Here is a 23,505-nt window from a genome sequence, read left to right on the forward strand (position 1 = left end):
GCCCCGGCCCCGCCCCCGCCCCCGCCCCGCAGCGGCGATCATGAGGTTGGCGGGGACAAATCAGGCGTACGCACCCGTCAGTCCCATGATCGTCGGGGTCTGCCGGGCAAGATCGCGCTTGATCCTGGTTGTAGGGGCCTCGACCGCTGTGGAGGCCACTACAACCAGGAAGTTGCACGATCTTCCGGGGCGCGCGGGGCGCGGGCGGGGCGCGCGGGCGGGGCGGGGTGCTACTGGCGGGATTCGTCGGGGCCCACGAAGGCTTCGCTGCGGGCGTCGCCGTCGTCGCTGCCGCCGAAGACCCGGGCGTCGTCGGGCGCCTCGGTATCGGAGGGACGCCGGGCCGGGCGCCGCGGCTGCACCCACTGCCAGGACAGGTTGCTGGTGGAGTCGCCCAGCTCGGTGCGCAGCCGGGGCATCGCGGTCGGGCGGTTGTCCCGGATCCAGGCGACCAGGTGCTCCCGCACGAGGCAGCGCAGGTCCCACAGACTGCCCGCGTCGGCGGCGCTGACCAGCGCGCGCAACCGCACCGTCCCGCCGGTGGCGTCGGTGACCTGGAGGACGCAGACCCGCCCGTCCCACAGCTCGGTGCCCTCGACGAGTCGGCGCAGCTCCTCACGCATGGTCTGCACCGGCACCGCCCAGTCCACGTCGAACTCGGCGGTGCCGAGCACCGCCGCCTCGGTCCGGGTCCAGTTCTGGAACGGCTTGCTGGTGAAGTACGAGGTGGGCAGGATCAACCGTCGGTCGTCCCAGATCTGCACCACCACGTAGCTGAGGGTCAGCTCCTCGATGCGCCCCCACTCCCCCTCCACGACGACCACGTCGTCGAGCCGGACGGCGTCGCTGAAGGCGAGCTGGAGGCCGGCGAAGACGTTGCCGAGCAGGCTCTGTGCGGCGAGCGCGGCCACCACACCGACCACACCGGCGGAGGTCAGCACACCGGCGCCGATGCCCCGCACGCTGGGGAAGGTCATCAGCATCACGCCGACGGTCAGGATGACGATCACCGCGATGGTCAGTCGGCGCAGCATCACCACCTGGGTCCGTACCTGCCGGGCGTGCCGGTTGTCGGGCACGTCGACCCGGAACCGGGCCAGCGCGGTGTCCTCCACGACGACCAGCAGGCAGGCGACCAGCCAGGCCAGTGTGGCGATGACACCGAGGATGAGCAGGTGCAGCAGGAGCCGCCGCCAGCCCTCGCCCACCGCGTACCCCGTGGTGAAGCGGACGGCGAACTGCACGGCGAGGACCGTCGCGGCGACCTGGAACGGGCGGTGCGCGTGCTCGGTCAACTCGGTCAACAGCAGTGACCGGCGACCGAAACGCCGGGTCAACCGGTGGACGACCTCGACCAGGAACAGGGCGACCGCCGCCGCGACGAGCGCGGCGACGGCCGTTTCGAGATAGTTCTGCACGGCTTCGGTGCTCCCCTTCAACCAGACGTCGGGCACTCCGGGCAAAAGCCCAAGAGTGCCCGACGGCCTAGGAATCGACCAGTTCAGACCTTGCGGTACCGGGACTGGAGGAAGCAGTAGACGCCGAAGGCGGCGATGCCCAGGGCGACCAGGGTCAGCAGGAACGTGCCGTACGACTGCTCACGCAGGGTGTGCAGCGCGGCGTCCAGACCACGGGCCTTCTCCGGGTCGTAGTTCACCGCGGCCACGATGACCAGCAGACCGGCGATGCCGTACGCGACACCCTTGGCCACATACCCGGCCATGCCCAGCCGGCGGGCCAGCTGGCGGGTCTTCGGGTTCATCTCGCCGGTCTTCAGGTGCTTCTCGAACTTCTTGAGCGCGCCGTAGATCACCAGGCCGACACCGATCGCGGCGAGCACCAGCCCGGCCAGGCCGACGAGCCAGCGGCCACCGCTGGAGGTCATCAGTTTGCCGGTCAGCGCCTCCTGCTGGTCGGCGCTGTTCGACCCGGCGTCGGAGAAGACCTTGAAGGCGGTCCAGGCGAAGTAGAGGTAGACGATGGTCCGGCCGGCCGACGCGAGCCGTTCCATGACCCGTTCCTTGCCGCGCTCGGCGCGGTGCCCGACCGCCGCCTCCAGCCCCTGCCAGATCGCCATCGCGAGCAGGCCGATCGCGACGGCGATGACGAGGAACTTGCCGAGGGGCTGTTGGGAGAGGGTACGCAGCGCGCCGGACTGGTCGCCGTCGTCGGACGACGTGCCGAACGCGATCTGCAACGCCAGCCAGGCGAAGAGCAGGTGCACGATGCCGTAGCCGATGAAGCCGGCCCGGGCGAGGAGTTCCAGCCACCGGCTGTCCGCCGTACGGGAGGCGGTGGCTTCGGCGTTACGGGTAAGTGACATGGCGCCACAATCTCCGTTTACGAAGATTTCCAAACGTCGGCCACCCCGCCCGCCCGGGTCAGCTCCCCGGGTTACGCGATACGCGGATCTTGATCTGCTGGTCGGTGACGCTGTCCAGGGTCACCGCGAAGCCGCCGGCCTCGGTGGCCTGCTGCCCGGTGGTGAGGGTGAGCTGCTCGCCGGCGACCTCGACGGTCACCTGGTCGCCCTCGGCGCCGACCAGCTTGGCCTCGACACCGAGGATGGTGGCGCTCGCGTCGACACCCCGCTCGAAGGTGACGGTGCAGGCGTCCAGCCCGCAGTCGGTGGAGGCGCCCTGGGAGCTGCACCCGGCGAGCACGGCGAGGCCGAGCGCCAGACCGGCGAAGAGACCGGCGGCGCGGCGGACGGAGGGCATGGGCATGGTGGCGGGTTGGTTCGTCACCTCGCCAAGAGTACGAGACGCCCGCGATGTCACAGTCGATCGGTGATCACCCGGTGGCCGGACGGTGTCGCGGGAGCACCGGCTAGGGTCCGGGACATGCCGTTCGACATCGCCCGTACCCGGGCCGCGTACCCCGCCCTGACCGAGGGCTTCGTCCACTTCGACGGTGCCGGCGGCACCCAGACCGCGGCCGGTGTGATCGACGCGGTCACCGCTGCCATGCGGATGGCGGTCGGCAACCGCAGCGCCGCCAACGTGGCCGGCCGCCGGTCGTTGGAGCTGGTGGCCGAGGCCCGTTCGGCGGTGGCCGACCTGCTCGGCGCCGACCCGGCCGGGGTGGTGCTCGGCCCGAGTGCCACAGCGTTGACGTACACCATGGCCCGCACGCTCGGCGCGACCTGGCGCCGGGGTGACGAGGTGGTGGTCTCCCGGCTCGACCACGACGCGAACGTGCGGCCGTGGGTGCAGGCGGCCGAGGCGGCCGGCGCGACGGTGCGCTGGGCGGAGATCGACCGGCAGACCGGCGAGCTGCCCGCCGCCCAGTACGCCGACCTGGTCGGCGAGCGGACCCGGCTGGTGGCGGTGACCGCCGCCAGCAACGCCATCGGCACCATGCCGGACGTGCCGGCGATCGCCAAGACCGCGCACGCGGTCGGCGCGTTGGTCTACGTCGACGGGGTGCACTCGGTACCGCACGTCCCGACCGACCTGACCTCGCTCGGTGCCGATGTGCTGGTCACCAGCGCGTACAAGTGGTCCGGGCCGCACCTGGCGGCGATGGTGGCGGACCCCGCTCTCTGGGCGACGCTGCGCCCGGCGAAGCTGCTGCCGTCCTCCGACGCGGTGCCGGAGCGCTTCGAGTACGGCACGCCGAGCTTCCCGCTGCTGGCCGGGGTGGCCGCCGCGGTGGATCACCTGGCCGGGCTGGATCCGGACGCGGTCGGGGACCGGCGGGCCCGGCTGCGGGCCGGGCTGGCCGCCGCCCAGGCCCACGAGGAGGCGCTGCTGGACCGGCTGCTCGCCGGGCTGGCGCAGCGCCCGGCAATCACCGTCTACGGCTCGCCGGCCCGGCGCTGCCCGACGGTCTCGTTCCGGGTCGCCGGGATGTCACCAGCGGCCGTCCAGGAGGCGTTGGGCGCCGCCGGGCTCTGTCTCTCCGTCGGCGACTACTACGCCTACGAGTACTTCCATCTGATGGGTCTGCGCGACAGCGGCGGCGCGGTGCGGGCCAGCATCTACCACTACAACACCGCCGACGAGGTGGACCGGTTGCTGGGCGAACTCGACGCGCTGGCCGACGCGGCGGGGAGAATGGCCGGATGAGCACCCTGGTCGAGGACAACCCGGCGAAGCACCGTTTCGAGATCCTGGTCGACGACGCGCTGGCCGGCTACACCGCGTACCTGATGCGCGGTGAGGTCCTGGTCTTCACCCACACCGAGGTGGACCGGGGCTTTCAGGGCAAGGGGGTCGGCGGCGCGCTGATCCGCGGCACGCTGGACCAGCTCCGGGCGCGCGGTGCCACGGTGGTGCCGCAGTGCCCCTTCATGGCCGCGTTCATCGACAAGCACCCCGAGTACGCCGATCTGGTCGCCGACCTCCCGTAGCCGGGCGGGTCAGCGGGCGCCGCTGAGCACCTCGGCGGCGGCCCGTCCGCTGGCCCGGGTGGCGCTGTGGGTGGCCAGGTGCACCGCCCCGGTGACCAGCTCGGGCACGCCCAACTCGACCACCACCGCGTCCGGGCGGACGGCCAACGCGCGGTGCACGGCGGCGCGCATCCAGTCGTGGCGGTGCAGGTCCCGGACGACCAGGACCAGCGGCCGGGTGCCCGCCCCGGCGCCCGGGTCCGCCGGCACGTCGGGTTCGGCGTAGCGGACGGTGCTGGTGCCGGGCAGCAGCTCGCCCAGCGGCCCGCCGATGCCCCAGGGGGTCTCGGCGCCGATGGCGATGTTGCGCAGCGGCTCGAACTCGACGACGTGTGCGGCGCTGGTCAGTGGCAGCGCGCCCGTCGCGCCCGGGGCGGCGGTGACCCGGACGGCCCGGCGGGCGGCGACCAGCCCGACGTCGGCAGCGCGCGCCGCGGCGGAGCCGGTGCCCCGGGCGGCCACCGTCCAGGCGGCGAGTTGACCGACGCGCTTGGCGGCCTCGGCGAGCCGTTCCTCGGGCAACTCGCCGGAGATGACGGCGGCCACGATGGCGTCGCGCAGCTCGCGGGCGGCCTGCTCGTCGGCCCGTTCGCCACCGATGCAGATCGCGTCGGCACCGGCGGCGAGGGCGCGGACCGTCGCACCGGCGAAGCCGTACCGGTCGGCGACCGCGCGCATCTCCATCGCGTCGGTGACCACCACGCCGGAGAAGCCCAGCTCGTCGCGGAGCAGGCCACCGAGGATGCGCTGACTCAGCGTCGCCGGCAGCTGCGGGTCGAGCGCGGGCACCAGCAGGTGACCGGTCATCACCGCCTGCACACCGGCGGCCACGGCGGCGCGGAACGGGGCCAGTTCGCAGGCGTCCAGCCGGGCCCGGTCGGCGGTGATCCGGGGCAGGTCGTGGTGTGAGTCGACGCGGGTGTCGCCGTGCCCGGGGAAGTGCTTGGCGCAGGCCGCGACGCCGCCGGCCTGGAGCCCGCGGACCCAGGCGGCGGTGTGTCGCGCGACCAGCGTCGGGTCGGTGCCGAAGGAGCGGACACCGATCACCGGGTTCGCCGGATTGGAGTTGACGTCGGCGTCCGGGGCGTAGTTGAGGGTGACGCCGGCCGCGGCCAGTTCGACGCCGAGGTCCCGGGCGACGGCCTCGGTCAGCGCCGGGTCGTCGACAGCGCCGAGGGCGAAGTTGCCGGGCCGGGAGCTGCCGTGGACCGACTCCAGCCGGGTGACGTCGCCGGCCTCCTCGTCGATCGCCACGATGACGTCCGGCCGTTCCGCGCGCAGCGTCGCGGTGAGCGCGGCCACCTGCTCGGTGTCGACGACGTTGCGGGCGAAGAGCACCACCGAGCCGAGGCCGTCGCCGAGCCAGCGGCACACCCACGGCGGCGGGGTCGTGCCGACGAAGCCGGGTTGCAGGACGGCGGCGGCGAGCGCCCGGAGGTGCCCGGTGGTCGTGGTCACCGCGCCCCCTCGCAGTGGCCGACGTCGATCGCCGACGACGGTGCGCCCCCGTCGACCCGCTGGTTGCGCTCGCTCATGCGGCCCCCGTACCCCATCTCTCACGCGCCCTCGGCGCACCGCCACCGGCAGGCGGTCCTGCCATGGTCACACTGAGCGATTCAATAGTCAATAAACCTTACAGTTGCCTGGCGGCCCGCTCCCCGGGGAGAGTGCGGGGATGGATCCCGTCCCGCTGGCCGACGCGACGAGCCCGGCCGACATCCCCGGCGTACGCCTGCTCGGCCTGGTGGTCGGCGCTCTGCTGCTGCTCGCCGCGATCCGGGCGATGTTCGGTCGACGCTGACCCGGTCCACGGCGAGCACCGGTGTGACCCGGCCCCACCGGGGTACGGCTCTGCCCATCAGCAGTCCGCGCGCCGAAGGGGTAAGTCATGAAGATCGGATACTTTCTGTCCAGTGAGGAGTTCACGCCAGCCGAGTTGCTGGAGCAGGCGCGCGGTGCCGAACGGGCCGGCTTCGAGGCGCTGTGGATCTCCGACCACTACCACCCCTGGGTGGACGCCCAGGGCCAGAGCCCGTTCGTCTGGTCGATGATCGGCGCGCTCAGCCAGGTCTGCTCGCTGCCGGTGACCACGGCGGTGACCTGCCCGACGGTCCGGATCCACCCGGCCGTGATCGCCCAGGCGGCGGCGACCAGCGCGGTGCTGCACGGCGGACGGTTCGTGCTCGGCGTCGGCACCGGCGAGGCGCTCAACGAACACATCTTCGGCGACGCCTGGCCGCAGGCCGACGTCCGGCTGGAGATGCTGGAGGAGGCCGTCGAGGTGCTGCGCGCGCTGTGGGGCGGCGACTTCGTCAGCCACCACGGCAAGCACTACACGGTGGAGCAGGCCCGGATCTACACGCTGCCCGACGCTCCCCCGCCGATCTACGTCTCCGGCTTCGGGCCGAAGGCGATCGACCTGGCCGCCCGGATCGGCGACGGCTACGTCAGCACGATGCCCGACGGTGAGATGGTCCGGCGCTTCCGCGAGAACGGCGGCGGCGACAAGCCGTGCCAGGCCGGCTTCAAGGCGGCGTACGCCGACAGCGAGAACGAGGGGATGCGGATCGCGTACGAGCGTTGGCCCAACGCCGGGGTGCCCGGTGAGCTGTCCCAGGTGCTGCCCTCGCCGCGGCACTTCGAGCAGGCCAGCGAGCTGGTCAGGCCGGAGATGCTGAAGGAGGCGTTCGTCTGCGGCAACAGCGCCGACGCGCACCTCGAAATGATCGACAAGTACGCCAAGGCCGGCTTCGACGAGGTCTACGTGGCCAACACCGGCCCGCACTACCAGGGACTGTTCGACCTCTACGAGCGCGAGGTCCTGCCCCGGCTGCGCTGAGCTGCGGGAGGCAGCCGAGCCCATGATCGCCCGAAGGCGTTTCGGCGGTCAGGGGCTCGGGTACCTCCGGCCCTCGATGAAACTGTCCACGCACTCGATGACGTTGCGCCGCGCGGCCCGCAGTCTTTTCGGCTGGAAGGCGCTGCGGCCCAACCAACTGGCCGCCATGCGCGCGGTGATGAAGCGGCGCGACGCCCTGGTGGTGTTGCCCACCGGCGCCGGCAAGTCGGCGATCTACCAGATCCCGGCCAGCCTGATCCCCGGCCCCACGGTGGTGATCTCCCCCCTGCTGGCCCTCCAACAGGACCAGATCGCCTCCCTCAACGAGCGGCAACGCCCGGAGCTGCGGGCGGTGCGGATCAGCTCGAACGAGTCGCCCACCCAGCAGGCGGAGGCGATCACCGAGGTCCGCGAGGGCCGGGCGGAGTTCCTCTTCATCACCCCGGAACAGCTCAGCAACCCGGAACGAATGGCCGAGGTCGCGGCGCTGAAGCCGGCGCTGGTGGCGATCGACGAGGCGCACTGCATCTCGGCGTGGGGCCACGACTTCCGCCCCGACTACCTGGCGCTCGGGCACCTCATCGACGGCATCGGCCGACCGCCGGTGGTCGCGTTGACCGCCACCGCATCCCCTCCGGTCCGCGACGACATCATCGCCCGGCTGCGGCTGCGCGAGCCGGAGGTGGTGGTCTCCGGGCTGGACCGGCCGAACCTGTTCGTCGAGGTCGCGCACTGCCCCACCGAGGACTACCGGTGGCGGCGGCTGATCGCGCTGCTCCAGGACGACGAGCGGCCCGGGATCATCTACGTGCCGACCCGTCGCGCCGCCGAGGAGTTGGCCACCCGGTTGACCGACGCCGGCTTCCCGGCGCAGTTCTACCACGGTGGGATGGCGGCCGGCGCGCGCGCCGAACTGCACGAGGCGTTCCTCGCCGACCAGGTCCCCATCATGGTGGCGACGTCGGCGTTCGGCATGGGCATCGACAAGCCGAACATCGCCTGGGTGGTGCACATGGCGCTGCCGGACTCACCGGACAGCTACTTCCAGGAGATCGGCCGGGCCGGGCGCGACGGGCAACCGGCCCGGGTGCTGCTGCTGTGGCAGGCCGAGGACGTGGGCCTGCAACGGTTCTTCAGCGGCGGCCTGCCCGACGTCGACGAGCTGCGCGACCTCGCCGCGCTGCTGCGCAAGAAGGCGGCCACCAAGACCGAACTGCGCGAGAGCACCGGCCTCGGGCCGCGCAAGCTGGGCCAGTACCTCTCCCTGCTGGAGCAGATCGGCGCGGCCGAGCCCCGCGCCCGGCAGCGCATCGGCGCGCCCCGGTACTCCCCCACCCCGGCCGACGCCGCGGCGGCGGCGCTGGCCGAGGCGGAGCGCCAGCAGACGGTGACCCGGTCCCGCACCGACATGATGCGCGCCTTCGCCGAGACCCTGGCCTGCCGCGGGCAGACCCTGCTGGCGTACTTCGGTGAGCAGATGACGCAGGTCTGCGGGCACTGCGACAACTGCCACAACGGCACCAGCGTGGCCGACCACGGCGCGGTCGGGCCGTTCCCGGTGCACAGCCAGGTGCGTCACCCCGAGTGGGGCCCCGGCCTGGTGCTCTCCTACGAGGACGACAAGATGACGGTTCTCTTCGATGAGGTCGGGTACAAGACGTTGTCGGTGCGCGTGGTGTCCGAACAGGGCCTGCTGACCCTGGACTAGCCTGACCCGGGCACCGGTGTCGGGCCCGGTGGATCGACCAAGCAGAGCACCGATTGATCAAGCAGAGCAGGGCGGAAGGGGCGTTGCCGTGATCGAGCAGCCGGCGTACACCGGGTTCGGGTTCTCCGACGAGGAGTGGGGGCTGCTGGTCGGCCTCCCGCAGTCGGTGCTGACCGCGGCGAGCGCCGCCGAGTCCGACGGCACCCGCCGGACCATGGCGGAGAACGCGGCCGGGCTGGAGACCATCGCCGCCGGCCGGGAGTCGGCCAGCCCGCTGGTCGCCGCCGTGGCCGGTGAGATCGTCACCCGGGTCGGCGACCCGGAGACCGGTGAGGAGCTGCCGGTCATCGCGCCCGCCGACCCCGGGGCCTACCTCGACGACGTGCTGCTGCGGGCCGGCCAGGCGGCCGAACTGCTGGCCGCGCGGGTCGACGAGGGTGAGGCCGGCGCGTACAAGCACTGGCTCGTGAAGATCGCCGAGCAGGTGGTGGGCGCCGCGTCCAGCGGTGGGTTGCTGGGCATCGGCGGCGAGTCGGTCAGCGACTCCGAGCGGCGTTTCCGCGACCGGCTCGCGCACGTGCTCATCGACTGACCGACGACAACGAGGTGTCGGCCGGACCGGTCGGCTCGGCGGCAAACGCCGCGGAGTCGGCCGGTCGGACGCCGCGCAGCGCGGCCAGCGCGGTGACGGCGCCCAGCAGCATCACCGCCATGGCGGCGTACGCGGCCAGGTGCAATCCGTCGGTGAACGCGACCCGGGCGGCGTGCAGCAGCGCGTCGGCCAGTTCCGCCGGCAACCCCTGGGCGACCGCGAGCGCACCGCCCAGGGTCTCCTGGGCCGCGTCGCCGGCGTCGGTGGGCAGCCCGGCGGGCAGGCCGTCGACGATCTCGCGGCGGTAGACCGCCGCGCCGACGCTGCCCAGGATCGCCATTCCCAGCGCGCCGCCCAGCTCACTGCTGGACTCGGTCAGCGCCGACGCGACACCGGCCTGCTCAGGCGGCGCCGCGCCGAGGACCAGCTCGGTGACGAGAGACATCACCATCACCAGGCCGCCCGCGTAGACGCTGGCGCCGACGAGCAGCAGCCACAGCGGCGTCTCCGGCGTGACCCGGGTCAGCACCACGAAGCCGACCACGGCGATGCCGAAGCCCGCGCCGATCAGGTACGCCCGCTCGACGCGCTGGGCGAGGGCTGCGGCTGCCGGCGCGACCCCGCCCACCGCGAGCGACGGCACCAGGCTCCACAGTGCCGCCCGCAGCGGGCTCAGGCCGAGCACCAACTGGAGGTGCTGGGTGGTGAAGATGGCGAATCCGACCAGGGCGAACATCGCCAGCAGGTTGACCGCGAGCGACCCGGCGAAGCCGCGTCGGCGGAACAACGCGAGGTCGACCATCGGGTACGCCCGGGTCCGCTGCCGGTGCAGGAAGAGCGCGCCCACCAGCACACCGCCGACGATGGCGAGCACCCGCAGCGGGCTGACGCCGTCGCGGGCCATCTCCTTGATGCCGTAGATCACCGGCAGCAGCGCGCCGAGCGACAGCGCCGCGCTGATCAGGTCGAACCGCCCGGTCGCCGGGTTGCGGAACTCGGGCACCAGCAGCGGGGCGAGCAGGAGCAGCATCAGCATCGCCGGGATGTTGATCAGGAAGATCGAGCCCCACCAGAAGTGCTCCAGCAGGATGCCGCTGAGCACCGGGCCGAGGGCGATGCCGCCGGTCAGGGTGGCGGTCCAGACGCCGATGGCCGTGCCGCGCTGCTTGGCGTCGTGGAACATGTTGCGCACCAGGGCCAGCGTCGAGGGCATCAGGGTGGCGCCACCGACGCCGAGGAGGGCGCGGGCGGCGATCAGCGTCGCGGTGCTGTCGGCGTACGCGGCCAGCAGCGACGCCGCCCCGAACGCGGTGGCACCGATCAGCAGGAGCCGGCGTCGGCCGATCCGGTCACCCAGAGCGCCCATCGTGATCAGCAGCCCGGCCAGCACGAAACCGTAGATGTCGAAGATCCAGAGCTGCTCGGTGGCGCTGGGGCGCAGCTCCGCGCTGATGAACGGGACGGCGAAGTAGAGCACCGACACGTCCATCGAGACCAGGAGCAGCGCCAGCATCAGCACCGCGAACCCGATCCACTCCCTCCGGCCGGCGCGCGCTGCCGGTGTGGTGGTGGTCTTCATGATCATCCTTCTTTCTGCGTATGCCATACGCTGTTATGCGTAGACCATACGCAGAACTAGGATGGCGAGGCAAGGGAGGAAATGTGGCGGCGAAGACAGACGACAGCGGGCCCGTACTCCCGCCGGCCATCGAGAGCGCCTGGGGGCTGCGGGAGCGACCACCCAAGGGGCCCCGGCCGGGAATGAGCGTGCCCACCATCGTGGACGCCGCGGTCCGGGTGGCCGACGCCGACGGCCTGGCCGCCGTGTCGATGAGCCGGGTGGCCAAGGAGCTGGGCGCCGCGACCATGGCCCTCTACCGGTACGTCGGCTCGAAGGACGAACTGCTGATGCTCATGGTGGACTCCGGGTACGGCCCCTCCCTCGGCCCGCCCGGCCCGCGCGACGACTGGCGTACCGGCCTCACCCGGTGGGCCTGGGCCGAACACGAGGTGCTGCGGCGACGGTCCTGGCTGCTGCACGTCCCGATCAGCGGCCCACCGATCACCCCGCAGCAGCTCGGCTGGATGGAGGACGGGCTGCGCTGCCTCGACGGCACCGCGCTCGGCGAGAACGAGAAGATGTCGGTGCTGCTGCTGATCACCGGGTACGTCCGCAACGAGGCAACCCTCACGTCGCAGATCGCCGAGGGCAGCCGGGCGGCCGGCGTCGAGCCCGCCGAGATGATGCCCGGGTACGCCCGGCTGGTGGGCCGGCTCATCGACCCGGCCCGCTTCCCCGCGCTGCACCGGGTGCTCAGCGCCGGCGTGCTCAGCCAGGACGACCACCCCGACGACGAGTTCGCCTTCGGTCTGGACCGGATCCTCGACGGCGTCGAAGCGCTGATCCAGCGCCGAGCGGGTTAGGGCGCCCGATGCTGGCGAGAGACACCATCGACACCACGGTTCTGCCGCCGCGCGAACGGTTCGGCATGTGGCTGGACCTGGTGGCGCGCACCTCGGCGCCGCTGCGCATCCGGTCCGCGCACAGCGACGACTTCGCCGCCCGCGCCGACTTCACCGACCTCGGCCCGGTCCAGCTCGTGCAGTACGAATACCCGTCGCTGGACGCCACCCGGACCCGCAAGCTGGTCCGCCAGTCCGACCCGGAGCTGTACATCCTCGCCCTCACCACCGGCGGCATCGGCACCTCCAGCCAGGACGGTCGCCACAGCGAGATCCTCTCCGGCGAGTTCACCTTCTACGACGGGTCCCGGCCGCACGACGTCTGCCACCACGCCACCGAGCCCGAGCGGGACCAGGCCACCTCGATCATCACGCTGATCCCGCACGCCGCCCTGCCGCTACCGCCACAGCGGATGGCCGCGCTCTACGGCGGCCGGATGTCCGGCAGCGAGGGGATCGGGGCGCTGCTGGCGCAGTTCCTGCTCCAGGTGACCGGGCACCCCGAGCAGTACCACGCCGCCGACGCCGGACGGCTCGGCGCGGTCGGGCTCGACCTGGCCACCACCATGCTCGGCCGGCACCTCGTCGCCGAGGATGCCGTGCCCACCGAGGTCCGCCGCCGGGCGCTGCTCACCCAGGTGCAGGCGTACATCCACCGCCACCTCGGCGAGGTGACCCTCGACCCCCAGGTCGTCGCCGACGCCCACCACATCTCGGTGCGGTCCCTGCACCGCCTGTTCGAGGGCGAGGACGCCACAGTGGCGTCGTACATCAGGGACCTGCGACTGGCCCGGTGCCAACGCGACCTGACCGACCCGGCGCTGCGCAACCAGCCCGTGCAGACCATCGCGGCGCGGTGGGGGTTTCCCCACAAGGCCCACTTCAGCCGGGCGTTCAAGGCCGCCTACGGAATGACCCCGCAGGAACACCGCGACAACGCCTCGGATCTGGCGCGGATCGTCAACCGTCAGGCGTCCACCGTCAACTCGGGACCGGCAGACTGACACCGGCGCGGCCGACCATCGCCTGGTGGGCCGCAACGGGGGCCGTGGCGAGGCGCCCGCCGCGCGAGCGGCGGGCGGCCGCCCGGTGGCACCCTGCTCAAGCCCGAGACTCCGACCCCGTCGCGCCTCCCCAGAATCGCCGGCGGGGCCGGTCAGGCCCCCTCCAGCAGCTTCAGGACGACCCGCTCCGCCTCCTCGCGAGGCGCCAGCGGATCCACCGCCGCCACCACCCCCTCGTGGTAGAGGTCGACCACCCGAGGGTCCACGTACGACGCCCGCGCCACCGTCGGCGTGTTGCCCAGCAGCTCAGCCACCTCCCGCATCACGGCGACCACCGCCTTGCGCCGGGCGGTCACCGAACGGGCCGGGCCGGCGGTGGCCAACTCGGTGGCCGCCAGCACCGTGGCGTGCCAGGTGCGGAAGTCCTTCGCGGTCATCTCCCCACCGCTGGCGTCGCGCAGGTAACCGTTGACCTCGTCGCTGCGCACGTCGCGCCACTCCCGGCCGTCCCAGTAGCCGAACAGCCGCTCCGCCCGGCGCCGGCGACGGCGCAGATTGACGAGCACCTGGCACAGCTCCGGGTCCTCGATCCGGCGTACCTGCTCGATGCCCCCCTTCGCGGGGAACACGAACACCACGCAGCCGCGCCGGGACCGGGCGTGCTCGGGGCGCAGGGTGGACACCCCGTAGGTCGGGTCGTCGCCGTTCGCGTACTGGTCGCTGCCGACCCGGAACATCCCCATGTCGAGCAGCCGGGCCACCGTCGCCAGCACCCGGTCCCGGCCCAGTCCACGGCCGTCCAGGTCGCGCCCCACCCGCTCCCGCAGCGCCGGCAACCGCCGGGCCACCTCCAGCATGTGGTCGAACTTCGCCTCGTCCTGCTTCTCCCGCCACCGGGGGTGGTAGACGTACTGCTTGCGCCCGGCCGCGTCGATCCCGATCGCCTGGATGTGCCCGTTGGGATGCGGCGCGATCCAGACGTCCTGCCAGGCCGGCGGGATGACCAGCTCCCGCAGCCGGGCCAGCACCTCTGGATCCCGCACCGGCGCCCCGGACGGATCGACGAACAGCCAGCCCCGTCCGCGACGACGCCGTCCGTACCCCGGTCGACCCGGGTCGCTACGCCGCAACCGCACCGGAGACCCGCACCACCCTCTCCACCTCGGCCACCGCGGCCAGCACCTCGTCGAGGTGCAGAGCCGCCATCGTCGGGTGGCTTCCTACCCCGTCCCACCTGGGCCAATCCCCCGCACCGGCCCACAACACCCGGTGCCGTGGCCGGTCCGGTGGTGGCCCCCAGTGCGCCGGTGGCACCGGCCCGAAGAGAATCACCGACGCGGTGCCGTACCCGGTGGCCAGATGGGCGACGCCGGTGTCCCCGCTGACCACCAACCGGGCGTCGGCCACCAGCGCGGCGAGCCCGCCGAGGTCGGTCCGGCCGGCCAGAACCGCGTCCGAGGTCAGGCCGGCCGCCTCGGCCACCCGGGTTGCCAACTCCCGTTCGTCGGCCGAGCCGGTGAGCAGCACCCGGTGCCCCTGGTCGGTGAGCGTCCGGGCCAGCGCGGCGAACCGCTCGGCCGGCCACCGTTTGGCCGGGATCTTGCTGCCCGGGTGCAGCACCGTGGCACCGCTGGGCAGCCCCGCCGACCCGGGCCGGCGCAGGCTGAGGTCGGCCCGGTCGGCCGGGATGTCGTACCAGGACAGCAGCCGGCACCACCGGTCCACCTCGTGCTCGTCGGCGGCCCAACGCGGGCCGTCGGCACAGCCGGCGTCCGCGTTGGCGAAGGCGAGCAGCCGACCGGGTCGGGTGGCCGCGAGCAGCCGGTGCGACTGCGGACCGCGGCCGTGCAGGTTGACCGCGACCCGCGGGGCCGACCCGACCCGCAGGGGTCGGTCCAGCCCGGTGGTGTCCACCAGCCGGTCCACCCCGCCGACCAGGTCGACCAGCGGAGCCAGCCCGGCCGGCGCGGCGAGCGCCAGCTCCCGCGAGGGGTACGCGGCCCGCAGCGCCCGCAGCGCGGGCACCGCGGTCACCAGATCGCCGACGCCGAGGGCGCGCAGCACGAGGATCACGGGTACGAGGTCTCCTGCTCGGCGCAGACCACCATCTCGCGCACCGCGCAACCGGCCGGCTGGCTGAGCGCGAACATGATCGCGGCGGCGGTGTCGGCGGGCTCGTTGAGGATCGCGTCCGGCCCCGGCTTGTACTGCGGGTCACGTTCGTCGAAGAACGCGGTGCGCATCCCACCCGGGATGAGCAGGGTGACGCCGACCTGACCGGCCAGCTCGGCGGCGAGGGCTCGGGTGAACCCCACCACCCCGAACTTCGCCGCGCAGTACGCGGTGGCGTCGCTGACCGCCTTGACGCCCAGGGTGGAGGCGACGGTGACGACGCGCCCCCGAGAGGTCAGCAGGAACGGCAGCGCGGCCCGGATCACCGCCGCGGTGGCCAGCAGGTCCACGGCGACGATCCGGTCCCAGGTCTCGCCCGGCAGGTCGGCGAGCCGGCCCGGCACGTCGGTGCCGGCGGCGGTGACCACGGCGTCCAGGCCACCGGCCTGCTCGGCGAGATGCCGGGTGGCCGCCTCGGCGGCGCGCGTGTCGGCCAGGTCGCACTCGGTCCAGGACACCCCGTCGACCGGCGGCTGCCGGTCCAGCACGAGCGGTCGGCCACCGGAGGCGGCCACCGCGGCGACCACGGCGGCACCGAGCCCGCTGGACCCGCCGGTGACCAGGACGGTGGGCCCGGCACCGGGCCGCGTGCCGGTCATCGGGTCCGCTCCGCGAGGGTGCGGACGATCAGGTCGGTGGTGGACCGACCGTCCAGGTAGGGCACCACCACCGTGTTCCCACCCCACCGGCGTACGACCTGCGCCTCGGGCAGGACGGCGGAGGCGTCCCCACCACCGGTGGCGTAGTCGCCGCCCTTGACCCAGACGTCGGGGCGTATCCAGGACAGCGCCGCGTCCGGGGTCGGCTCGTCGAAGATGAGGACCGCGTCGACGCAGCTCAGCGCGGCCAGCAGCCGGCCGCGGTCACCTTCGGACTGCACCGGCCGGTCCGGCCCCTTCAACCCGGTCACGCTGGCGTCGGAGTTCAGGCAGACGATCAGGCAGTCACCGAGCTGCCGGGCGGCCTCCAGGGTGGCCACGTGCCCGGCGTGCAGCAGGTCGAAGCACCCGCCGGTGGCCACCACGGTGCCGCCAGCGGCGCGTACCTCGTTGAGGAGCGTGGCGACGGCGGCGACCCCCACCCGGTCAGCCACCGCACCACCTCGTGGTCCGCTCTGGAGAACGCGCGGCCCCGACGTGCTCCCGGCCCGCACCTCGGGCCCCGACGGCGGCAGCGCCGCCGCCACTCCCCCACCCGCCACGTACGCGGACGCCTCGGCGACCGCCACCTGCACCGCCTCGGAGACCAGCGCCCCCTGGGCCAACGCGAGGCTGGCGGCCGCCGCGAACCGGTCGCCGGCACCGCAGGTGTCCCCCTCGGCGCTACCCGGCGTCGGCACCACCAGCGGCGTCGACCCCGCGTGGCAGAGCAGCGCGCCGTCACCGCCCAACGTCACCGCGACCGCGCCGGCCCGCCAGCGTCGCCGCAGCCCCTGTGCGCCGCGCGACGCGGTGGCCAGTCGGGAGGCGCCGGGCAGCGCGGGGACCAGCTCGCGCACCTCGGACTCGTTCGGGGTGGCCAGGTGGACGCCGGGCACCGCCGCCGGGCCGCGCGGATGCGGGTCCCACACCACCGGCGCGCGGGTGGCGGCCAACGCGTCGCGCAAGGCGAGCTGCCGGGCCACCCCCCGGCCGTAGTCGCTGACCAGCACCGCCGACGCCGACGCGATCACCCGCAGCACCTCGTCGGAGGGCTGACCCGGCTCCCCGGACGTGCCGCCCCGGTCGTGACGCAGCAGCACCCGTCCCCGGGCCCGCAGCCGGATCTTCTCCGGCGTCGCGCCGGAGAGGGCCAGGGGGTACACCTGCACGCCGGCGGCGGTGAGCAGAGCGCTCAGCCGAGCCCCACCGGCGTCGTCGGCGAGCGCGGTCACCAGCACCACCTCGGCGCCCTGCGCGGCGGCGAACACCGCCGCCAGCCCGGCGCCCCCCGGCCGGTCGGTGGCCGCTGTCTCGTCGAGCACCGGCACCGGGGAGTCCGGGCAGAGCCGGTTCACCACGCCTTCCACGTCCCGGTCGAGCAGGGTGTCCCCCAGCACCACCACCGGTCCCCTCACGCCTGCCTCCTCATCCTCACGCGTCGACCTGCTGTCCGGTTCCGCCGTCGAGCACCACCTCGACCCCGGTACGCACGGGCGCCGGCGCCCCGGGCCCGGGGTGCACGACCGCCGGGTCGCCGGCTGCGGCCAGCGCGGCCGGCAACTCCTGTTCGAGGTACTCGCAGAGCAGATGACTGGTCACGAGGTGCAGCTCCTGGACGACCTGGGTGTCCGGGGACGCGACGGCCAGCACGTCGTCGCAGGCGTCGGCGAGCGGATTGGGAGCGACGCCGGTGAGCGCCCAGGAGGTCACCCCGACGTCGCGGGCGGCCCGCGCGGCGGCCACCAGGTTGGCGCTGGTCCCACTGGTGCTCAGCAGCAGCAGGATGTCGCCGGGGCGGCCGTGGGCGCGCACCTGGCGGGCGTACACGTCGGTGTAGCCGTAGTCGTTGGCGATGGCGGTGAGCGCGCTCGTCTCGGCGTGCAGCGCGATCGCCGACAACGGCCGACGATCGTCGCGCAGCTTGCCGACCAGCTCGGCGGTGAGGTGCTGGGCCTCGGCGGCGCTGCCGCCGTTGCCGGCGACCAGCAGGCGACCCCCGGCGGCCAGCCGGTGGGCCAGGTCCGCGCCCCAGCGCGTCAGCTGCCGCTCACACCGCCGGTACGGCACCAGCGCCGCCGCGAGATTCGTCAGGTGGGTGTCGAGCAGGCTGCCCGTCGGCATCAGGCCACCACCCGGGTCGGCCGGCGCACGGCGGCCACCTCGCTGTAGACCTCGACCAGCCGCTCGGCGGTCGCCGCCCACGAGTACCGCGCCCGGGCCCGCTCGCGGGCCGCCGTCGCGTACGCGAAGCGCCTGATCCGGTCGTCGAGCAACCCCTGGATCGCGGTGGCCAGGGCCTGCGGATCCCGGGCCGGCACGAGATCACCGGTCGTCCCGTCGACAACGGTGTCCCGGATGCCACCCACGGCCGTGCCGACGACCGGCACCCCGCACGCCATCGCCTCCAACGGGGTCAGCCCGAACGGCTCGTACCAGGGCGCCGCGACCAGCAGGTCCGCCGAGCGGTACCAGCGGCCCATCTCCTCCCGGGGCACCGCCCCGACCAGGTGCACCCGGTCGGCCACCCCGCACGACTCGGCGAGGGCCCGCAGCCGGCGGGCGTACGGGTCGGTCTCCAACAGCCCCTCGGGTGGGCCGCCGACGACCACGCACTCGGCGTCCGGCACCAACGCCATCGCACGGACCACCGTCTGGAAGCCCTTGCGCTCGACCAACCGGCCCACGGTGAGGATCCGGGCCCGTCCCGGTTCCCTCTCGGCGGCCGGTCCGAGCGGGGCGAAGGTGGCGAGGTTGACCCCGGACGGCACCACCGTCATCCGGGACCGGGGCACCCCCATCCGGACCAGCTCGCCCACCTCGTCGCGGCACTGCGCGACGACCCGGTCGACCGAGCGGCCCAGCTCCCGCTCGTAGGAGATCCGTCGGGCCGGGCTGGTGTCCTGCACCCCCTGGTAGCGGCGCTTCACGGTGCCCAACGCGTGGTACGTCTGCACCACCGGCACCCCGGTCTGCCGGCCGGCGGTCAGCCCGGCCAGACCACTCATCCAGAAGTGCGCGTGGATCACCTCGGGCACCCAGTCGCCGCCGCGCCAGCGTTCGATCAGCCAGGCGCTGAACTCCCGCATGTGCGGCAGCAGGGCGTCCTTGGCCACCGGCTCGGCCGGGCCGGCCGGCACGTGCACCACGTCGTACCCGTCCGGGCTGCGGACGGTCACCGGCAGGTCGGGCGCGTCGCGGCGGGTGTAGACCCGCACCTCGTGCCCGGCGGCGGCGAGCGCGGCGGACAGCTCCGCGACGTGCGTGTTCTGGCCGCCGGCATCCTCCCCTCCGAGGACGGCGAGCGGGCTGGCGTGCTCCGAGATCATCGCGATCCGCATACTTCCTCCTCCAGCAGCCGGTCCCAGTCAGCGAGGAAACGGTCGAGGCCGTACCTGTCGCGTGCGGCGGTTCGCGCCGCCGCCCCGGCCTGGCGCGCGGTCGCCGGTTCGGTGATGAACCGGCGGGCGGCGTCGAGCAGGGTGTCGGTCCGGGTGGCCAGCGCCCCCGCCTGCGGGGGCACCGCCATCACCGCCTCGGTGGTGGCGAGCGCGACGACCGGCATGCCGATCGCCATCGCCTCGATGAGGCTCAGCCCGAGGGAGGTCCACCGGCACAGGTGCAGGTACGCCCGCCGCCGGGCCAGTTCGACGTGCATCCGCTCCTGGGGCACATCGTCGTGGCTGGTGAGCCGGTCGGCGGGCAGCCCCAGGTGGTCGGCCAGGCCGGCGACCCCCATGCCGAACACGTCCAGCGGCGCGATCTCGGCGAACTGGGGCAGCAGGTCGGTGCCGGTGACCCGGCCTCGGCGTACCGGCTCGTTGATCACCACGGCGAGCCGGTCCAACTCGCCCGTGTAGGACGCCGAGGGGGCGACGATGCCGTGGTCGACAACAGTGGTGCGGGTGGCGCCGGTGTCCCAGAAGATCTGGTTGAACCCGGTGACGTGGGCGATGAGCAGGTCGTCGCGGTCGGCCATCGGGTGGCGGGTGTTGGGCACGTCGCCCTTGGGTGTGTTGTGTTCGACGTAGATCGCCGGAAGGTCGCGGCCCGGGCGGCGCCGAAGCCACTCCTCGGCCCGGTCGAGCTCCTCGGGGCGTTGCAGGATCACCAGGTCCACGTCGGCGCCCGGCAGTTCCTGCGGGCTGACCTCGACCGCGTTGTCCGGCCACGGGTAGGTGCGGGCCCGGCCGAGGCCGTACGGGCCGCGGTCGGGTGTGGTGGGAATCAGGTAGCGGTGGCTGCCGTGCACGAACGACGTGGTCCAGGAGCCGTGCACGTGCCAGAGCAGGATGTTCATCGGCCGCCACCACCGCTGATCGCGAGCGTCCGGAGCGCGTCGACCACCTGCTCCGGGTCGATGCCGCTGAGGCAGGGGTGCCCGGGGACCGGGCAGCTGGCGGCCCGGGTGTCCCGGCAGGGCCCGGCGGCGTCGCCGAGCCGGACGGCGGGCACCCGGTAGGGCCCCCACTGTCCGAACCGAACCGTCGGCGCGAAGAGACTCACCACCGGCACTCCGGTGGCGGCCGCCAGGTGCGCGGGCCCGGTGTTGCCGACCACGACCGCGCTGGCGTGCGCGACGATCGCGGCCAGCCCGGCCAGGTCGGTGCGACCGCCCAGGTCGGTGCCGCCGGCCGCGGCGACCCGGGCGGTGACAGCGCGTTCGTCCGGGCCGCCGGTGACCAGCACCCGGTGCCCGGCGTCGGTCAACGCCCCGGCGATCCGGGTCGCCAGCTCGGGCGGGCAGGCCCGGCTCGACGCGGCCGACCCGGGGTGCAGCACCACGTACCCCGGGTCGCCGAGGTCGGCCGGGCGCGGCGGCACGGCGTCCCGGCGCAGCCGGAGCACGGGTTCGTCGCCGTCGGGCAGCCGGTGGCCGGCGGCGGCGGCCAGGGAGAGGGCGCGTTCGGGTTCGGGGACGCCGACCGGCACCCGGTGCCGGACGTCCAGCAGCGAGCCCGGGTAGTCGTCGCTGATCGCCGCGATCCGGTCGATCCCCGCCATCCGCAGCAGCAGCGCCAACGGCAGGGCGGACTGGTGGAACGAGGTGAACACCACCGCCTGGTCCGCGCCGATCGCGCCCAGCCGCGCGGTCAGGTCCCGGATGGCCTGCGGATCGACCGGCCCCGGCGTGGGGTCGATCCACGGCAGCGGGTGCTCGATGATCTCGTCGACGCCGGGCAGCAGGTTGGCGGCGGCGCGACCGCGCGGCCCGCACAACAGCACCACCCGCTGCGCTCCGGCCGCCACGGCGCGGATCGCCGGACCGGTGACCAGCACGTCACCCGCCGAGTCCGAGCGGACCACCAGCGCCGTCCGTACCGGTTCGGTGGGCGGGGTCGCCGGCTGCACGGCCTGTTGCCGGCGCAGGATCTCGTGCACCGCCGACGGCAGGTCGGAGGCCACCCACCCGGCGGCGGCGATCTCCTCCGGTCGGGTCACCGGGGTGGGCACCAACACGCCCGCCGCCCCGGCGGCCAGCGCCGCGGCGACGTCCCGGCCGATGTCGCCCACCAGCACGCACCGGGACGTGGTGGTGCCCATCTCGCGGGCGGCGGCGTGCACCAGACCGGGTGCCGGCTTGCGGCAGTCACAACCGTCGGCGTCGTCGTGCGGGCAGACCAGCCACGCGTCGAACCGGCCCAGCAGCTCCTCGACGCGGGCGTGCACCGCCCGCATCTGCTCCCCGGTGAAGTAACCCCGGGCCAGACCCGACTGGTTCGTGACGACCGCCAGCCGCAGCCCGGCCGCGCGCAGCCGGTCCAGCGCCGCCCGGGCGCCCGGCACCGGGCGCACCTTCTCCGGGTCGCCGTTGTACGGCACGTCCTCGATCAGGGTGCCGTCCCGGTCCAGCAGCACCGCGTCGTACAGGACGGGCCGGGGGCTTGCGACAGACCCGGAACCGGCGCGGTCAGCAGCGGCGTACACCTGGGCTGACCTGCGCTGATACGGATCCTCCTGGTCCTGTCGCACAGGCGGCGGGTTCCCTGCGCCCCGAGGAGTAAACGTCGTCGTCGAGGCGGTGGGCCAGCGCGCCGCGGTGCCCCGGGTCGGCCTTACCCGCCGTGCCGGAGAAGCTAACCCCGCCGGCCGTTAGCCAGTGCCGTGCCCCGGGTATGGAATCCCGGTGGCGATTGTGGAGAAAGTGATCGACGCTCCCCCGCAGCGGGTGTTCGACGTGCTCGCTGACGGATGGACGTACAGCGACTGGGTGGTCGGCACCGCGCACATGCGCGACGTGGACGACGCCTGGCCCCGGGTCGGCAGCCAACTGCACCACCGTGCCGGGCCCTGGCCGTTCTCCCTGCAGGACGCCTCGACGGTGCTGGTCTGCGAACCGCCGCACCGGCTCGTGCTCAAGGCCGGTCTTTGGCCGGCGGGCGAGGCGATCGTGGCCTTCACCCTGGAGCCGGTGGGCGGGGGAGCCACCCGGGTCCGCCTCGGGGAGGACTTCGCCGCCGGACCGCTGCGCTGGGTCCACAACAAGATCAACGATCTGGTGTTGCACCGGCGCAACCGGGAGACGTTGGCCCGGCTCTCCGACATCGCCACCCGGCAGAAGGGGTGAGCGTGACGCGGACCGTGGTGGTGACCGGCGCGAGCGCCGGCGTCGGCCGGGCCGTCGCCCACGCGTACGCGGCGCGCGGCGCCCGGCTGGCGCTGCTGGCCCGGGGCGAGGCGGGCCTGGCCGCCGCCGAGCGGGAGTGCCGGCTGCGCGGCGCGACCGACGTGCGCGTGTACCGGGTCGACGTGTCCGACGCGGGCGCGGTGCAGCAGGCCGCCGACGACGTGGTGCACCGGTGGGGCGGCATCGACGTGTGGGTCAACAACGCGATGGTGTCGGTGTTCGCGTCCGCCTGGGAGATTCCGGCGCGGGAGTTCCACCGGGTCACCGCTGTCACCTACCTGGGCACTGTGCACGGCACGCTCGCCGCGCTGCGGCACATGCGGGCGCACGGGCGGGGCACGATCGTGCAGGTGGGCTCGGCGTTGGCCTACCGGGGCATCCCGCTGCAGTCGGCGTACTGCGCGAGCAAGCACGCCGTGCAGGGGTTCAACGACTCGCTGCGCGCCGAGCTGCTGCACGACTGCCCGGGGGTGAAGGTGTCGATGGTGCAACTGCCGGCGATCAACACGCCGCAGTTCTCCTGGGTCCGTACCCGGCTGCCCCGGCATCCGCAGCCGGTGCCGCCGATCTTCACTCCGGAGCTGGCCGCCCGGGCCATCGTGTGGGCGGCGGACCACGGCACCCGGGAGTTGAACGTGGGTGGCCCGACCTGGCAGGCCCGGCTGGCCGACGCGCTGTTCCCCGGCCTGCTCGACCGGAAGCTGGCCCGCGACGGGTACGACAGCCAGCAGACCGGCGCCACTATCGATCCGGCGACCTGGCGTGACAATCTGGACCACCCCGGCGACGCGGACACCGACCGGGGCGCGGCCGGGGTGTTCCGCCACCAGGCACGTGACCGTTCCGCGGCGTTGTGGGTGAGCACGCACAAGCCGGCACTCTCCGGTGTCGCGCTCGCCGTCGCGACGCTCGCCCTCGGCGCTGTCGCTCGCCGTCGGCGCTGACCAACACAAGCCCCTTGACCAGGGCTGTTACCCCGGAGCGCGGTGGACGACGACGGTCCGCAACGCCCGGGAGGGGTGCCCCCTCGGTGCGAATGCGGCAACTGGATACCCTTTCCATGACCCA

General features: G+C 73.6%; 23 protein-coding genes. 10 read left to right on the top strand and 13 right to left on the bottom strand.

From position 1 onward, the window contains the following. Positions 1-230 precede the first annotated feature (230 nt). The 3 genes from IF22_RS0121935 to IF22_RS0121945 all read right to left on the bottom strand — a co-directional run bounded on the left by IF22_RS0121935 (position 231) and on the right by IF22_RS0121945 (position 2,726). Complete coding sequence (locus IF22_RS0121935; protein ID WP_030334931.1) at positions 231-1,418, bottom strand: mechanosensitive ion channel family protein; 1,188 nt, start codon at positions 1,416-1,418, stop codon at positions 231-233. A gap of 83 nt (positions 1,419-1,501) precedes the next feature. Next, positions 1,502-2,323 carry a DUF1206 domain-containing protein gene (locus IF22_RS0121940; RefSeq protein WP_030334933.1) on the bottom strand — a complete coding sequence of 274 codons (822 nt, stop codon included), beginning with the start codon at positions 2,321-2,323 and terminating at the stop codon, positions 1,502-1,504. 58 nt (positions 2,324-2,381) lie between these two features. Then, complete coding sequence (locus IF22_RS0121945) at positions 2,382-2,726, bottom strand: hypothetical protein (protein ID WP_387221952.1); 345 nt, start codon at positions 2,724-2,726, stop codon at positions 2,382-2,384. A 117-nt stretch (positions 2,727-2,843) separates the two neighbouring features. Here IF22_RS0121945 and IF22_RS0121950 point away from each other — a divergent pair, with 117 nt between their 5' ends. Next, positions 2,844-4,070 (top strand): cysteine desulfurase-like protein, encoded by a 1,227-nt coding sequence (locus IF22_RS0121950; RefSeq protein ID WP_030334937.1) that lies wholly within the window; start codon positions 2,844-2,846, stop codon positions 4,068-4,070. Continuing rightward, positions 4,067-4,354, top strand: coding sequence for a GNAT family N-acetyltransferase (locus IF22_RS0121955; RefSeq protein WP_030334940.1), 288 nt, complete (start codon positions 4,067-4,069; stop codon positions 4,352-4,354). Before IF22_RS0121950 ends, IF22_RS0121955 begins: the two co-directional genes overlap by 4 nt. Before the next feature lie 9 nt (positions 4,355-4,363). Here the strand turns inward: IF22_RS0121955 and IF22_RS0121960 are convergent, their stop codons facing one another. After that, complete coding sequence (locus IF22_RS0121960; RefSeq protein WP_030334942.1) at positions 4,364-5,851, bottom strand: glycoside hydrolase family 3 protein; 1,488 nt, start codon at positions 5,849-5,851, stop codon at positions 4,364-4,366. Between the two features lie 217 nt (positions 5,852-6,068). Here IF22_RS0121960 and IF22_RS36200 point away from each other — a divergent pair, with 217 nt between their 5' ends. The 4 genes from IF22_RS36200 (at position 6,069) to IF22_RS0121985 (ending at position 9,532) form a co-directional block, all read left to right on the top strand. Beyond that, the gene (locus tag IF22_RS36200) at positions 6,069-6,194 is read left to right on the top strand and encodes a hypothetical protein (RefSeq protein ID WP_256443624.1); all 126 of its coding nucleotides are present in this window, start codon (positions 6,069-6,071) and stop codon (positions 6,192-6,194) included. Positions 6,195-6,281: 87 nt separating this feature from the next. Beyond that, a complete protein-coding gene (locus IF22_RS0121975; RefSeq protein ID WP_030334944.1) occupies positions 6,282-7,232 on the top strand; it encodes a TIGR03557 family F420-dependent LLM class oxidoreductase in 951 nt (316 codons plus the stop codon). Between the two features lie 76 nt (positions 7,233-7,308). After that, the gene (locus IF22_RS0121980; RefSeq protein WP_030334946.1) at positions 7,309-8,940 is read left to right on the top strand and encodes a RecQ family ATP-dependent DNA helicase; all 1,632 of its coding nucleotides are present in this window, start codon (positions 7,309-7,311) and stop codon (positions 8,938-8,940) included. 88 nt (positions 8,941-9,028) lie between these two features. Continuing rightward, positions 9,029-9,532, top strand: a complete 504-nt coding sequence (locus IF22_RS0121985) for a hypothetical protein (RefSeq protein WP_030334948.1) — start codon at positions 9,029-9,031, stop codon at positions 9,530-9,532. On the opposite strand, the gene IF22_RS0121990 is transcribed toward IF22_RS0121985, so the two are convergent. Continuing rightward, entirely contained in the window at positions 9,522-11,111 is a 1,590-nt protein-coding gene (locus IF22_RS0121990; protein ID WP_030334950.1) for an MFS transporter, read from the bottom strand. The two genes, IF22_RS0121985 and IF22_RS0121990, sit on opposite strands and share 11 nt — an antisense overlap. Positions 11,112-11,194: 83 nt before the next feature. Here IF22_RS0121990 and IF22_RS0121995 point away from each other — a divergent pair, with 83 nt between their 5' ends. Then, positions 11,195-11,956, top strand: a complete 762-nt coding sequence (locus tag IF22_RS0121995; protein WP_030334953.1) for a TetR/AcrR family transcriptional regulator — start codon at positions 11,195-11,197, stop codon at positions 11,954-11,956. A gap of 8 nt (positions 11,957-11,964) precedes the next feature. Then, on the top strand, positions 11,965-12,999 hold the full coding sequence (locus tag IF22_RS0122000; RefSeq protein WP_030334954.1) for a helix-turn-helix domain-containing protein: 1,035 nt from the start codon (positions 11,965-11,967) through the stop codon (positions 12,997-12,999). 152 nt (positions 13,000-13,151) lie between these two features. Here the strand turns inward: IF22_RS0122000 and IF22_RS0122005 are convergent, their stop codons facing one another. The 8 genes from IF22_RS0122005 to IF22_RS0122040 are packed head-to-tail and all read right to left on the bottom strand — an operon-like array spanning position 13,152 to position 21,782. Further along, positions 13,152-14,135: a DNA topoisomerase IB gene (locus tag IF22_RS0122005; protein WP_030334955.1), complete on the bottom strand. Its 984-nt coding sequence runs from the start codon at positions 14,133-14,135 to the stop codon at positions 13,152-13,154. Continuing rightward, on the bottom strand, positions 14,119-15,072 hold the full coding sequence (locus IF22_RS0122010; RefSeq protein ID WP_030334956.1) for a glycosyltransferase family 9 protein: 954 nt from the start codon (positions 15,070-15,072) through the stop codon (positions 14,119-14,121). The genes IF22_RS0122005 and IF22_RS0122010 overlap by 17 nt, the downstream gene beginning before the upstream one ends. Then, positions 15,069-15,770 (bottom strand): SDR family oxidoreductase, encoded by a 702-nt coding sequence (locus IF22_RS0122015; protein ID WP_030334959.1) that lies wholly within the window; start codon positions 15,768-15,770, stop codon positions 15,069-15,071. Before IF22_RS0122015 ends, IF22_RS0122010 begins: the two co-directional genes overlap by 4 nt. Then, complete coding sequence (locus IF22_RS0122020; protein ID WP_036412071.1) at positions 15,767-17,227, bottom strand: PfkB family carbohydrate kinase; 1,461 nt, start codon at positions 17,225-17,227, stop codon at positions 15,767-15,769. The genes IF22_RS0122015 and IF22_RS0122020 overlap by 4 nt, the downstream gene beginning before the upstream one ends. 16 nt (positions 17,228-17,243) lie before the next feature. Next, positions 17,244-17,936 (bottom strand): D-sedoheptulose-7-phosphate isomerase, encoded by a 693-nt coding sequence (locus IF22_RS0122025; RefSeq protein WP_030334963.1) that lies wholly within the window; start codon positions 17,934-17,936, stop codon positions 17,244-17,246. After that, positions 17,933-19,150, bottom strand: coding sequence for a glycosyltransferase (locus tag IF22_RS0122030; protein WP_030334965.1), 1,218 nt, complete (start codon positions 19,148-19,150; stop codon positions 17,933-17,935). Before IF22_RS0122030 ends, IF22_RS0122025 begins: the two co-directional genes overlap by 4 nt. Further along, positions 19,135-20,109 (bottom strand): glycosyltransferase, encoded by a 975-nt coding sequence (locus IF22_RS0122035; RefSeq protein WP_030334967.1) that lies wholly within the window; start codon positions 20,107-20,109, stop codon positions 19,135-19,137. The genes IF22_RS0122030 and IF22_RS0122035 overlap by 16 nt, the downstream gene beginning before the upstream one ends. After that, on the bottom strand, positions 20,106-21,782 hold the full coding sequence (locus IF22_RS0122040) for an HAD-IIIA family hydrolase (protein ID WP_030334969.1): 1,677 nt from the start codon (positions 21,780-21,782) through the stop codon (positions 20,106-20,108). The genes IF22_RS0122035 and IF22_RS0122040 overlap by 4 nt, the downstream gene beginning before the upstream one ends. A gap of 154 nt (positions 21,783-21,936) precedes the next feature. Between IF22_RS0122040 and IF22_RS0122045 the strand changes: the two genes are divergently transcribed. Then, positions 21,937-22,377 carry an SRPBCC family protein gene (locus tag IF22_RS0122045; protein WP_030334971.1) on the top strand — a complete coding sequence of 147 codons (441 nt, stop codon included), beginning with the start codon at positions 21,937-21,939 and terminating at the stop codon, positions 22,375-22,377. A 2-nt stretch (positions 22,378-22,379) separates the two neighbouring features. Beyond that, complete coding sequence (locus IF22_RS0122050) at positions 22,380-23,381, top strand: SDR family oxidoreductase (RefSeq protein WP_030334972.1); 1,002 nt, start codon at positions 22,380-22,382, stop codon at positions 23,379-23,381. The last annotated feature ends 124 nt before the right edge of the window (positions 23,382-23,505 follow it).

The organism is Micromonospora parva, assembly GCF_000718515.1.
Taxonomy (GTDB): Bacteria; Actinomycetota; Actinomycetes; order Mycobacteriales; family Micromonosporaceae; genus Micromonospora; species Micromonospora parva.

Coding starts and splice junctions, on each gene's coding strand:
- IF22_RS0121940 (WP_030334933.1), bottom strand. CDS start 2,323: ATGTCACTTACCCGTAACGCCGAAGCCACCGCCTCCCGTACGGCGGAC.
- IF22_RS0121945 (WP_387221952.1), bottom strand. CDS start 2,726: ATGCCCATGCCCTCCGTCCGCCGCGCCGCCGGTCTCTTCGCCGGTCTG.
- IF22_RS0121950 (WP_030334937.1), top strand. CDS start 2,844: ATGCCGTTCGACATCGCCCGTACCCGGGCCGCGTACCCCGCCCTGACC.
- IF22_RS0121955 (WP_030334940.1), top strand. CDS start 4,067: ATGAGCACCCTGGTCGAGGACAACCCGGCGAAGCACCGTTTCGAGATC.
- IF22_RS36200 (WP_256443624.1), top strand. CDS start 6,069: ATGGATCCCGTCCCGCTGGCCGACGCGACGAGCCCGGCCGACATCCCC.
- IF22_RS0121975 (WP_030334944.1), top strand. CDS start 6,282: ATGAAGATCGGATACTTTCTGTCCAGTGAGGAGTTCACGCCAGCCGAG.
- IF22_RS0121980 (WP_030334946.1), top strand. CDS start 7,309: ATGAAACTGTCCACGCACTCGATGACGTTGCGCCGCGCGGCCCGCAGT.
- IF22_RS0121990 (WP_030334950.1), bottom strand. CDS start 11,111: ATGAAGACCACCACCACACCGGCAGCGCGCGCCGGCCGGAGGGAGTGG.
- IF22_RS0122000 (WP_030334954.1), top strand. CDS start 11,965: ATGCTGGCGAGAGACACCATCGACACCACGGTTCTGCCGCCGCGCGAA.
- IF22_RS0122015 (WP_030334959.1), bottom strand. CDS start 15,770: ATGACCGGCACGCGGCCCGGTGCCGGGCCCACCGTCCTGGTCACCGGC.
- IF22_RS0122030 (WP_030334965.1), bottom strand. CDS start 19,150: ATGCGGATCGCGATGATCTCGGAGCACGCCAGCCCGCTCGCCGTCCTC.
- IF22_RS0122035 (WP_030334967.1), bottom strand. CDS start 20,109: ATGAACATCCTGCTCTGGCACGTGCACGGCTCCTGGACCACGTCGTTC.